This is a genomic window from Mycoplasmopsis bovis PG45 (assembly GCF_000183385.1).
Classification (GTDB): Bacteria; Bacillota_I; Bacilli_A; order Mycoplasmatales; family Metamycoplasmataceae; genus Mycoplasmopsis; species Mycoplasmopsis bovis.
On the sequence record NC_014760.1, the window covers coordinates 57,205 to 70,014 of the forward strand.

Here is a 12,810-nt window from a genome sequence, read left to right on the forward strand (position 1 = left end):
GTTATTTTGGATGCTAGTGAAAATAAAGCAGTAATTAAAGCTAAAAATGAAAATAAACACTACAGTGGTGAAGTAGTTGTTACTTTCAGTGTTAAAGCTACAGAAAATAATAAGAAACCGGAGCAAGAAGGCAAAGGTGAAAAAGACAAAAAGCCAGGAGAAGGTCAAAATAATGGCAAGCCAGGCGAAGACAAGCCTAATGAAATCAAGCCAAATAATGAAAATAGCTCACAATCAAATGGAAATAATAACCATAATAATAGCAACCGACCAATCCCAAAATTAGATAGACAAAGTTTACTGATGAACACATATAGAGACTCAATATCGGGACTAGATATAGAATTACACCCAACAGGTGAGCAAATTAAAAAAGAGAAAAAACGCTTAACTGATGAAGTTAAGAAAATTTTAGATCAAAACCTTAAAAATAATAAAGTTTTTTGAGCCGAAGCAGCAGCATCTAACTCTACTGCTAAAATTTTTGATGATACATATACTGACCAAAAAAATAAAGCTTTAGACAAACAAAAGAGACGTGAACAAGATGAAGCGCGTAGGCAATACTATCACAAATATCAGTCATCAGAAGCTACAATGAGATTATTTGATGATGAATACACTGATTTGGTTGAAGAAGCTTTAAATAGACAAATGTATAGAGAGCAAGAAGCATATTTCAAAGGCCTTATGCATGAATACTATTCAGCCGCTCATACAAAAGATCTTTTTGAATTACTAACAAAGCAAATCGATCATAAGAGTAACAAGAAGGCTGAGTTCAGAAAACAAATTGAAAAATTAACTGCTGAAAAACTAAAATTAGAAAAAGAATTTGCTGAATTAGAAACTAAGTCAGAAAAAGAGGAAGAAAGGTTAAGAGAATCTTACGAGTCACAACTAGTTCAGGTTGTTGATGCATATGAAGAAGAAAAAGCATTGCTAGTAAAACAAAGAGATTTGATTAATAAAAAGATAAGTGATCTATTAACTAAGCAAGACGAAATAAATAAGAGCAAAGCTGGTATTCAGGATGTTAAAGATTTAATTGAAGCATTAAGAGATGCTGAGTCATCTAATAAAGAGTATCAAGATTTTATAGATGATTTAGAGACAAAGATAAAGGAGGCTGAAGAACTTAGTGCTAAAACCATGGATCTAGAACGCAAGATTGAAGAGCTTCGTTCACTTATTTCATCAAGCTGACAAGAACAAAAAGATAAAGCAGAGAAATCTTGAAAAGAGGAAAAAGTTAAGACGGAGTCAATTCAAAAAGACTTAAAAAAGGAATTAAAAGAAGTTGAAGAAGAATCAAAAACATTAAAAAGACTAAAAAGAGATCTAACTGAAAACTTCTCGGACTCATTCTTCATTAACCCAAATGAAAATGAAGGCTTCAATCACCAAATTATAGAGGAAATAGACAAAGATATATTAATAGCTGAACATGAAAAGAAAGAACTTTATGCACTAGTAGCAGAGGCAAACAAAAAAGTTCTTGAAAAAGCTTACATATACTGCGAGTTACTTAATGCAGAAGGGAAGTTAAAGATATTAGAACAATATAATAAGAAGCTACAAAAACAGTTGAATGAAATTAGAGCATATGTTGCCGAAAATTCTTTAAAACGTTCTAGTGCAGAAGAACTTGCAAAACTATTTGCTGATAACATTGAAAAATTACAAGAGCTTATCTTAAAAAGTCTTCAAGCTTCACAAAGTGTTTCTGAACATGAACAAACTTTAGAATTATTAGAATCTGAAAAAGACAGCATTAATAAATCATTAGATGAACTAGAAAGCAGGTTTGAAAAGCAAAAGACAAATTTATTGGATAATCTTGATGAATCTATTCTTGATTTATCCTTTGAATATGAAGATCTAGAAGAACTAAAGTTAGAAGAAATTAAAGAAAAAGAGGCTCAAATTAAACAAAATGAAGAATCTATTCAAAAATTAAAAAAGTAATAAGCAATACAAAATCAAAACTAAGAGACCTTGGAAAAATAATTAATTTAGAAGCTCAGCTTCTATTTTTTATATGCTAATTTTAATTGCTTTTTCTCAAGAATTCAATAAACCAATACATTGCTAAAGCAAGTATAATTTTTTATAAGGAATTAAAATGAAACTATACACTAATAAAAATGTAAAGAAGATGAATAGAGTCTATAACAGATCACTAAAAAGATCTTTATTTAGCAAGAACATTTTGACAGTGAAAAAAGCAAAACGATCACTTTTAGAAATAGTTATAAAATTTTTCATCAAGATTGTTATGCTTGTTGCTGTTCCACTTAGTTTGAGAAAAAATAAAAACAAATTAGGTGAGTTAGTTGGTAGAGTATACAAAAGATTTACTAGCAGAGATTTTGTCTTTATTCCAGTTTCATTTGCATTTTATTCTCTTGTTTCATTTATACCAATAATATTAAGTGTAAGTGTTGCTCTATCACTAATTCCTGGTGAATTTAGCACTTTATTTAATAACGAGATTCTAAAAAGAATTATTCCTGGTTTAGATTCATTTATCAATTCAGTTCCACAAACATGAAATGCCAAAACATTTGTGCTTGTTATTACATTGTTTTTAGCATCATTATTCATTTCATCAAGCGGATTTGGCAAGTTTACTTATAGTATAAATTACATCTATAAGCATGAAACAACTGGCAATTATTTTTTTAATAGACTAAAAGGGTTTTTTATAGTTATTGGGATCGCACTATTTATTTTTATTTCTGCATTAATTTATTTATCAATTTATAAGCTCTTTGGAGTGCATAAGGCAAGTGAATTAGACAAAAATATTTACTTCTACATTGTATTTTCACTTTACTTAATGCTCAATTTATATGTCGGACTTTCTGTTTTATTTAAGATTAGTCCAGGATTTATTGTTCCATGGTCATCACTTCTTCCTGGTGTGCTTATTGCTTCGCTTCCAACTATGGTTTTTATTACAATATTTGGATATCTAACATCATTAATTGACTACTATAAATTCGGCATATTTGGAATTTTTATGTATATTGCACTTTTGGTGTCAATAATGTCATATTTTATGTATTTAGGCATAATAACAAACGCAGCATTTTACAAAACTTTTTATTCAAGATATACAACTCCTAAAAAAATTTGATTTAGAAAGTTTTATTAATTATGGTTTACGAAATAGGCTATAAAACAGATGTATACAGAAAATGTTAGAAAGAATACAAATATTTATTTTGAATTTCCTTGTTTTTTAGGCATTGTCTTGTCCACTTTTTTAAAAAATCCCACTTTTTAATTTATAATTTAATAAATTTTTATTTAATTATTAAATAATAAGTTTATGTGGGCGGATTAATGAATAATAAGTATAAAAGAATATTAATTAAGCTTTCTGGAGAAGGTTTAGTTAATAAGGAAAAAAGCTTAGCAATTGACTATGACTTAGTTGGCGATATTGCCCGTCAGCTAAAGCAAATTTCAGACAGAGGAATACAAATAAGTATAGTTATAGGCGGCGGAAACTTTTTTAGAGGCGCCAGTGCTGAAAAAAATGGAATTCCTAGAAACAGAGCTGATTACATTGGAATGCTAGCTACTATAATGAACGGGTTGGCATTAAAAAGCGGTTTTGAAAGAATTGGTTTAAAAACTCGTATTCAATCGTCATTAGTTGTTGATCAAAAGGTTGCTGAAAACTATGTTAATGAAAAAACAATAAAATACCTAGAAGAAGGCGAGGTTGTTATATTTGTTGGTGGAACCGGCAGACCATACTTTACAACAGACACTGCTGCAACATTATTTGCATCAGAAATAGGCGCAGAAGTGATTTTGATGGGCAAGAATGGTGTTTCTGGAATATATGATTGTGACCCTAAATCAAATAAGAATGCCAAAAAATTTGGAAAAATTTCTTATGATGAAATTTTAGATAAAAAGCTACAAGTAATGGATTTAACAGCCACAAGTATGGCTAGAGACAACAAGATAAATTTGATAATTTTTAATATTAATGAACCTAATGCTATTTTAAGAGCCATTGAAGGGGATATCGATCACACTGAGGTAGTAAGCTAATGGATACAGAATTAATTATTTTAGAATTAGAAGAAGAAATTGGGAAAGCAATAAATCACTTAGTTTTTGAACTTTCAAAAACGTCAACAGGAAGAGCTAATCCTCAATTGATTAGAGGTATAAAAATTAATTACTATGATACCTTAACACCAATAGAAGAGTTAGCAAATATTAGCGTGCCTGAAGCTCAGCAATTACTAATTAAACCTTTTGATGCAACAACTGTAAGAGACATAATCAAAGCAATAACAAATGCTCAATTAGGCATTAATCCTGTTGATGAAGGCAGCCAAATTCGTATAAAATTCCCACCATTAACAACTGAAAGAAAAAAAGAGTTAGTTAAAGCATTATCTAAGCACTCAGAAGCTGCTAAAGTTGGCATTAGAAACGCCCGTCAAAACGCCAACAAAATAATAAAATCTAATGATGAAATCTCTGAAGATGCTCAAAAAAGATATTTACTAGATGTTCAAAAAATTGTTGATAAAAACATTGAGCATGTAGACGAATTAGTATCCAAGAAAGAAAAAGAAATAATGACTGTTTAATTTAAATTGATCTCTATTTTTATAAATATTCTTTTTATAAAAGCCTATTATTATATAATACATTACACGGCAATTAGAGATCAGTTCTTGTGGCACCATAGCCAAAAGGCCAAGGCACGAGTCTGCAAAACTCCGATTTACCGGTTCGAGTCCGGTTGGTGCCTCCATATTATGCGCCCATAGCTCAACTGGACAGAGTGTTTGGCTACGGACCAAAAGGTTAGGGGTTCGACTCCTCTTGGGCGCGCCATATAACATTGTTACCAAGTTAGGCAAGTTGCCTAACTTTTTTATTATTTGTATATATGTTTATGACTGATAGTACTATAAATCAAGCAAAGATGTTTAGTGAGACAATAAGTCAACTTGATGATATCTTTATTGTAAGTGGATATGAAAAATCTATTAATATATCTAACAATTTGTCTAAAAGAAAGTAGGCAAAATTCATAAAATCAACACTTCAGAAAAACATTATTGACATAAGGTAATAAATTTCAAATCCTACGTTTCCCACTTAGTCGCGAAAACACTCAGTTTTTGGCGACTATATTTTTTTTACAAAAAAAATATAATTTATTATACTTTTATGCTTAAATATGATATAATAAAAACATGAAGAAGTCGAAAAATGATGCAAAAAGACAATGAAGAACATCAATAGCAAGAGTTAAAAAAGGTGAATACTTATCAATTGGAGTGCCAAGACCAGATAACAAAGGTTTTGTATACAGATTAGGATATGGTTATTTGCATGAATTAAAACAATATCACGATGATCCGCTAACAATTATCAAAGCAATTATTGCAAACTTTCCATTGTCTTGAACAAAAGAACAAGCAAGAACTAAATTAGATGAGATTCTTAAAGATAAAAAAGAGACCAAAAAAGAAGTTTTAGAAAGGTTTAAAGGTTACGAAGTAGTTGAAAAACTATTTGATTATTTCAATATTTTTAACGATTGTTCTCCCACAAAATCGACAACATTAAAAGATGTTGTTTTACAGTTGATTTATCAAAGAATTAAAAATCCAATAAGTGTTTTTAACACTTATATGACAGCAAAAAAAGAAAAAATAGACACTTATTCAAAAAATTCATTTTATAGATCATTAGACTATATAGCAAAAAACAAAGATGAAATTTTAAGAAATTTAAATGCAAAAATTTGTGCAAATACTAACAGAAAAATTGATGTATTATGATTTGACGCAACAACTACTTATTTTGAAACATTTTCTCGTGAAGGTTATAAAAAACCTGGCTATTCAAAAGATGGAAAATTTAAAGAAGACCAGATTGTTATAGGCATGGCAACTGATGAAAATGGGATACCGTTACACTACAAAATATTTCCAGGAAATGTTACTGATTCAAATACTTTCATACCATTTATGCTTGAAATTGCAGATATTTATGAAGTTAACAGCGTAACTATAATTGCTGACAAAGGAATGAGTGTTAATAGAAATATTAGATTTTTAGAATCTAAGAATTGAAAATACATAATCTCATATAGAATGAAAGCTGGAAGCAAACAATTTAAAGAGTATGTATTAGATGAAAAAGATTATGTAAATGATGGTGGTTTGATATACAAAACTCGTGATATTGCATCTTCATACAATAAAAAAAGAATTAATGGACATTTTAGAAGACAAATAATTAGTTTTAGTCAAAAACGAGCAACTAAAGACAAAAACGATAGAGACATTTTAATTCAAAATTTCACTAAGAAAATGAATAAAGATAATCTTGTTTCTTGTGATGATCTAGCGGGATCTAAAAAATATAGATTCTTCAAACCTATAAACAAAGGTGCATTTTATGAACTTGACATAGAAAAAATACAAGAAGATCAAAAATATGATGGATACTATGTTTACGAAACAAACAGAACAGATTTATCAGTAAAAGAAGTTATTAATTTATATTCAAAACAATGACAAATTGAGTCTAATTTCAAGACATTAAAAGGTAAATTATCTCTTCGTCCAATGTATTTATCAACTTGAAACCATATTGTTGGTTATATTTGTTTATGTTTCATTTCATTAGTGTTTTTAAACTACATCATCTACATTCTAAATTCAAAATTAGGACTGACTGGAAAAAGTAAAATCACTGAGCATAAAGTGATTAATGTTATCAAAGAAGTTAAAGAAATTGAAGTATTTGTAAATAAACAAAAAATCGAAACTATACAAGTTTATAACAACGAGTTACAGGAAAGTTGGAAAACTTATCAAATATTATTAGAACTTTTAACAAAAGAAAAAGTCACTTAGACATTACATTATAAAAAAACATAACTTATGAAATCAAAAATTTACATAATTATGTTTTCTTGTTTTATGCTTAAACTGGGAAACGTAGGATAAGTCAACTTGATGATATCTTTATTGTAAGTGGATATGAAAAATCTATTAATATATCTAACAATTTGTCTAAAAGAAAGTAGGCAAAATTCATAAAATCAACACTTCAGAAAAACATTATTGACATAAGGTAATAAATTTCAAATATTGGAGCAAGAATGATTCCAAAAATTAAAGATAAAGGATTTATTTCATTATTAATCTTGGCTATTATTGGAAGATTAAAAATATAAATTAGTGTAAATATTAATAATGATTTAAGAAAAGCCCATCTAATTTTTAGCAAGCGATTTAGCGCAAGTAAGATAAATGAGCAACTAAAGGAAAGAATGAATGATAGCGAAAAAACTAAGTCGCAATTTATTGTGAATACAACTATTAATGAAATCGCTCAGCCATCATAATATTTGAATTTGTAATTGCCAACTCTTTTTTGATGCTTAATAATTAGCATTATTAAACTTCTAATTGCCGACACAAATGAATTTAGCAGTGTGATATAACAAAATAAAAGTATGAATACAAAATATAATGTTTTTGTTTGCTTCTTAAATATTTTTTTAGCTAAAAATACAATAAAATAGAACAATAGGTCAAAATGCAATCCTGAAATGACTATCAGATGCGAAACATTAATCAACCTTGCCTTTACATTTGCAATTTGAGAATCGTTAATACCAAAAACCATTGTGCTTCAGTATCTAGCAAAGTAAATTTTATTTGAACCATAGGCATTAATTATCTTGCTTAAGCTATTTGTCTGATATGTCACTTTATTAACAATTGGATTGTTCACAACATATTTAATAGAGTTAGATAGCACAAATGATTTATCAAATTTTATATCTGATAAATTTTTATTTAAATTTCCTTTAACTTCAACTAGAGATCCTTGAACAATGCTTGATGCTGATACACTATTATTGCTATATACCAAAACATTATGTTTTGAGTTGCTGATTATAAAATAGTTAGCTCCTAGTTTCACAACAGTACCTCTTATAATGTATAACCCATTATCTAATAGAGGTTTGACAATCGTCGGCAACACTAAACATAAGTATAAAATAATTGCCAGCAATCCAGTTCCTAGACATTTTCAGTCTTTGTATAAAATATAAAAAGCTAAAATAATGTACGAAGTCATTCAAACATATCTAGTTTCGTAACTAAAAAGCGACAAATGGATAAACAAAGGCAAAATAAATGATAGCAAGTTGGTATTTACAAGATTAAAACTTTCTTTAGTTTTGAAAAAGTTTTTGGTCCGATACCTTTTAAATTTCGAATATCATCTCATTCAATTCTTAATTTATTTTTCCTTAACTCAAGTAACTTCTTTGCTGCATTTTTTGATATGCCGAATTTTTTTAGTTGGTTCTCATTATTAAATTCAAATCAATTAAGCTTATTATTGTTTGGAACCACTGTGTCATTTTTTAAAAAAGGAACAAAAAGTTTCTCGCTACTTTTATATTCTTTGTCTAGATTCATTTTTGCAAGATCAGCATTTTTTTCTTTAACTACTGCTAGTATTTCACGTAATTTAACTCCTTTTTTAAAGTAATGCTTACCTTTAAATAGGACTGCACCCGAAACATCGATTGATATAACATCACTATCATCAGTAGATATCTTTGAAAATGAAGTACGCTTTGATTCAAAAGTAATTGCTATTGTAGAAGCAGCAACAGCAACTAAAACTATAGAACCAATTATTATTCTCTTGACTCTCATTTCATCTTATAAGTTTTTAATTATTAAGGATGATTTAAAAAAGAAAAAATAAAGGAAAAACACAATGTTTTTCCCAGCAAAATATTAATAATAATTAGTTGTATTTTTCAATGAAGTCTGTTAATTTATGAACATCCTTGTTGTGATATAGGACATCAATGATTGAACGCAAGAACGGAGCATTGATTGACTGGTTATCATTTAGTATTTCTTCTAATATTTTTGCATTGTGATATCCTTCGACTGTTTTAGTATTTTCTTCTAAGACTGTTTTAAGGCCTTTTTCGGCAATTTGAGTACCAAAAAGAAAGTTTCTACTCTTTAAGCTTGAGCAGGTTAAAAATATGTCTCCAATAGCAGATAGTTCTAAAGGCAATTCATTGTTAGATGTTTTGAATAATTCTTTATATATCTGATAGATCTCTTTAGCACCAGCAGCTAATAATGCTGATTCAGTGTTTTTGTATGGATGCATATAGGTTATTGCACCAATTCCAATTGCTAAAACATTTTTAAGTGCAGCAAATAATTCACTACCTTTTTCATCAGGATTAACAACTAATCTAAAATATTTGTTATTAAACGTCTGAGAAACTTCAGTTAAAAATTGCTCATTTGGCCCTACAACATTAATCATTGTTAATGCATTTTCAAATACTTCAGTAGCAAAAGATGGGCCCAATATTGAGCAGTAGTGCTCAATATTGCTAGAAAATTTCTCAACCAAGACATCAGAAAAGAATTTTTTAGTCTTTGAATCAATTCCTTTAGCAACATTTATGACTTTGATTTTTTGTGTTCCTAACACGTCTCTAATTTGACCTAAAACACTATCAATAGCGCTTGATGGAACAGCAAGTATCATTAAATCAAGTTCGCTTAATGCATCTTTTAAGTCTAACGTGGCTTTAATATTTTCAGGATTGTTAAATCTTCTATTGCCAAAATATTTAGAATTTATGCCACTATTAATATCAGATATTTCTTTTTGATCAATTCCTCACATTTTTATTTTGTGGTTGTTATAAGATAAAACACTAGCCAACCCACTAGCTCAAGCACCTGTTCCAATTATGGTAATTTTTTTAGTCATAAATGCCTCCATATCTAGTTTGATTCTAATTGCTCATATAGTTTAATAATTGTATCTAAATTAAGTTGTTGAATTCTAATATTCTCATCAATATTTAAAGTTTTATAAGCATTTTGAACTTTTTCTTGGTTATATGTTTGCTTTAAAGATCACATCAATTTCTTTCTTCTAGCACTAAAACAAAGCTTAAAAAATGGCTTTAAATTACTATAGTTATCATCCTTATTTTGATAAAAATCAAACGTTACAATAGCTGAATCTACCTTTGGGACAGGAGTAAAATTATTTCGACCTACAAATAATTCTTTTTTAACTTTGGCAACATATTGACAAGTAATGCTTAATTTAGAATAATCAGGGCTATTTGGAGTAGCAATTATTCGATCAGCCACTTCTTTTTGAACCAATAAAGTTGCTCTCTTAAATAAAAATCTATTGTCAATTATTTTTAATATTATATCGCTAGTTATATAGTAAGGAATGTTGCCAACTACTTCAAAACAGGCATATTGGTTCAGATCTGCTTCCAGAAAGTCTTTATGAATTAATTCGGTGCTTCCTAAATTAAAGTAATTATTTTCATTTAGGAAAGCAATCATATCTGTATCGATTTCAAAAGCTACATATTTTGAACATTTATCAACAAGAAATTTAGTTAAAGCACCAGTTCCAGGACCAATTTCAAGAATTTTTTTGCCTTCAGGATTTATAATGTCTATTATTTTTTTTACAACATCTGCATTATTTAAGAAATTTTGTCCAAATTTTTTCTTAGCTCTTGGCTGTAAATAATTATTAGACATTTATCTTGAATAACCTCTTAGCATTTTTTAAAACTTTATCTGTAAATTTTTCTATAGACATTCCCTTAACTCCAGCAATATAGTTTGCTGTATGTTTAACATAATTTGGATAATTTAACATTCCTCTCTTACTTGCTGGTGGCAAATATGGAGCATCAGTTTCAGTTAAAATTTTCTCCACTGGTAGATATTGCAATACTTCTACTAAAGATGAATTATTTTTGTAAGTAGCTATTGCACTAAAGCTAAAATAACAACCTAAATCGTTAAACTTTTTAGCCCAATATAAATCACCACTAAATGTGTGAATCATAAATTGAACATCGCTATATTGTTTAAGTATTTCATATAGATCCTCATAAGAGTCTCTCATGTGAACTACAACAGGCAGTTTAAACTTCTGAGCCACTTTTATTTGTGCAATAAACGATTCTTTTTGAACTTCTTTATTAGTGTCTGGATAGTGGTAATCTAATCCGATTTCACCGATAGCAACAACATCTTTAGTTAATTGACTTTCAATAATTTTTGCATCATTTGCACCGGTTGAATTATTGGGATGAACACCGATAACAGGAAAGGCATAGTCAAAATGAGAGCAAATATTTAAAACTTCTAGATTTTCCTTGGGATCGCAACCAGTTATTAGCATTGCCGACACACCTTTAAAATAGGCTTTTTCGATAACTTGATAGTTGTCTTTATAATACTCTTTAATTGGATGAGTGTGGCAGTCGATATACTTTATACTCACAGTTTACTCCTACTTTCCGAGACAAAAGTTTTTGAACATTTCATCAAGCAGCAATTCATTATCAGCTCTACCAGTTATATCAGTAAGATGACTTCATGCTTGTCTAAGATCAATAATCACAACATCAGGATCATATCCATTTTCAATTGAATTTAATGCATCATCCAGCGATTTTTGAGCCTGTTTTATAAGCGCTAGCTGACGAGAATTGTTGACATATTGATCATTATTCAGATCAACATTTTTAAAAACAGAAACAAGTTTTTCTTTTAGCTCGTCTAAGTCATTTTGCTTTGCGCTCACATACAACAAATTATCGTCAATGTTTTTAACCAAGTCTTTTTTGTTTATTACTGGAATGTATACTTTATTAAGCGAAAGGGCTTTGCTTTTGATTTGTTCATCAAATTCATCATTTTTCTGACTGGGGTCATATATGTGAAGGACTACATCGGCCTTGTCAATTTGCTCGAATGATTTATCAATCCCAATTTTTTCAATTTTTTCTTTAGTCTCTCTTATTCCTGCTGTATCCACAAATTTAAATAATAATCCCTTATATTGCCACATAGCTTCTACAATGTCTCTTGTTGTTCCTGCAATGTCTGTTACTATGGCCTTGTCTTCTTCTAAAATTGAGTTTAGAATAGAGCTTTTTCCAACATTAGGCTTTCCTAAAATGGCTATTTTAATTCCTTCAAAGATCATTCTAGAAGTTTGGCTAAGCTCAATAGTCTGATTTATTTTATTTCTAATTTGTTTTAATCTTGCTGTTAATTTGTCATTAAAAGGATTATCAAAATCATATTCAGGATAGTCAATTGAAACTTCCATTTCGCCAATTAAAAAAGATAATTCTTTCTTTAACTCCTGAATATATAATGAAGTTTTTCCATCGAATTTTTTAATCGCTAATTTTGTCTGGCTAACTGTGCTAGCATGAATTAAATCATTAATTGCTTCAGCTTTTATAAGATCAATTTTCCCATTTAAAAAGCTTCTTCTACTGAATTCACCTGGTTCAGCAAGTCTTGCGCCATTAGCTAATAATAGCTCAAGAATTCTATTGGTTATTACAACTCCGCCGTGGCAATTTATTTCAACAGTATCTTCACCAACAAAGTTGTTTGTGCCTAAAAATCACATGCACAATACTTCATCAACAATTTCATTATTGTTTAAGTTATCAACTATATTGCCAAATGTGATTGTATGGCTTTTGCCAACTTTACCGGTAAAAACTTTTTGCACAACATTAACACTATCGGGCCCACTTACCCTAATTATTGAGATTGCTTGGTTTATCTTTCCACCTGATGAAATCGCTGTAATTGTGTCATTTATCATATATCAATTTTACAATAATATAAAACTTGTGAATTGCATTAAAATGAACAAAAATGGGAAAAATATGTTGTT

Annotated in this window: 11 protein-coding genes and 2 tRNA genes; 7 read left to right on the top strand and 6 right to left on the bottom strand. The window is 29.1% G+C overall.

The features are described 5' to 3' along the window. Positions 1-6: 6 nt before the first annotated feature. From MBOVPG45_RS00230 to MBOVPG45_RS00260, 7 genes are all read left to right on the top strand, one after another. Complete coding sequence (locus MBOVPG45_RS00230) at positions 7-1,968, top strand: MAG6090-like repeat-containing lipoprotein (protein ID WP_013456075.1); 1,962 nt, start codon at positions 7-9, stop codon at positions 1,966-1,968. Positions 1,969-2,125: 157 nt separating this feature from the next. Further along, complete coding sequence (locus tag MBOVPG45_RS00235; RefSeq protein WP_013456222.1) at positions 2,126-3,160, top strand: YihY/virulence factor BrkB family protein; 1,035 nt, start codon at positions 2,126-2,128, stop codon at positions 3,158-3,160. 191 nt (positions 3,161-3,351) lie between these two features. After that, a complete protein-coding gene (gene pyrH / locus MBOVPG45_RS00240) occupies positions 3,352-4,074 on the top strand; it encodes a UMP kinase (RefSeq protein WP_013456274.1) in 723 nt (240 codons plus the stop codon). Continuing rightward, entirely contained in the window at positions 4,074-4,625 is a 552-nt protein-coding gene (gene frr / locus MBOVPG45_RS00245; protein WP_013456367.1) for a ribosome recycling factor, read from the top strand. Before pyrH ends, frr begins: the two co-directional genes overlap by 1 nt. A 91-nt stretch (positions 4,626-4,716) precedes the next feature. Continuing rightward, positions 4,717-4,792, top strand: a tRNA-Cys gene (locus tag MBOVPG45_RS00250). Positions 4,793-4,798: 6 nt separating this feature from the next. After that, a tRNA-Arg gene (locus tag MBOVPG45_RS00255) sits at positions 4,799-4,875 on the top strand. A gap of 365 nt (positions 4,876-5,240) precedes the next feature. After that, positions 5,241-6,914, top strand: coding sequence for an IS1634-like element ISMbov3 family transposase (locus MBOVPG45_RS00260; RefSeq protein WP_013456559.1), 1,674 nt, complete (start codon positions 5,241-5,243; stop codon positions 6,912-6,914). A gap of 70 nt (positions 6,915-6,984) precedes the next feature. Here MBOVPG45_RS00260 and MBOVPG45_RS00265 read toward each other — a convergent pair whose 3' ends face one another. The 6 genes from MBOVPG45_RS00265 to mnmE form a co-directional block, all read right to left on the bottom strand. After that, positions 6,985-8,304, bottom strand: coding sequence for an MAG0480 family ComEC-like protein (locus tag MBOVPG45_RS00265; RefSeq protein ID WP_350222705.1), 1,320 nt, complete (start codon positions 8,302-8,304; stop codon positions 6,985-6,987). After that, complete coding sequence (locus tag MBOVPG45_RS00270) at positions 8,229-8,741, bottom strand: MAG0490 family ComEA-like DNA-binding protein (protein WP_013455989.1); 513 nt, start codon at positions 8,739-8,741, stop codon at positions 8,229-8,231. Before MBOVPG45_RS00270 ends, MBOVPG45_RS00265 begins: the two co-directional genes overlap by 76 nt. 94 nt (positions 8,742-8,835) lie before the next feature. Continuing rightward, the gene (locus MBOVPG45_RS00275) at positions 8,836-9,834 is read right to left on the bottom strand and encodes an NAD(P)H-dependent glycerol-3-phosphate dehydrogenase (protein ID WP_013456418.1); all 999 of its coding nucleotides are present in this window, start codon (positions 9,832-9,834) and stop codon (positions 8,836-8,838) included. Between the two features lie 14 nt (positions 9,835-9,848). Further along, the gene (gene rsmA / locus MBOVPG45_RS00280) at positions 9,849-10,637 is read right to left on the bottom strand and encodes a 16S rRNA (adenine(1518)-N(6)/adenine(1519)-N(6))-dimethyltransferase RsmA (protein WP_013456162.1); all 789 of its coding nucleotides are present in this window, start codon (positions 10,635-10,637) and stop codon (positions 9,849-9,851) included. Continuing rightward, positions 10,630-11,391 carry a TatD family hydrolase gene (locus MBOVPG45_RS00285; RefSeq protein WP_013456490.1) on the bottom strand — a complete coding sequence of 254 codons (762 nt, stop codon included), beginning with the start codon at positions 11,389-11,391 and terminating at the stop codon, positions 10,630-10,632. The genes rsmA and MBOVPG45_RS00285 overlap by 8 nt, the downstream gene beginning before the upstream one ends. A 9-nt stretch (positions 11,392-11,400) precedes the next feature. After that, positions 11,401-12,738: a tRNA uridine-5-carboxymethylaminomethyl(34) synthesis GTPase MnmE gene (gene mnmE, locus MBOVPG45_RS00290; protein ID WP_013456396.1), complete on the bottom strand. Its 1,338-nt coding sequence runs from the start codon at positions 12,736-12,738 to the stop codon at positions 11,401-11,403. Positions 12,739-12,810 lie beyond the last annotated feature (72 nt).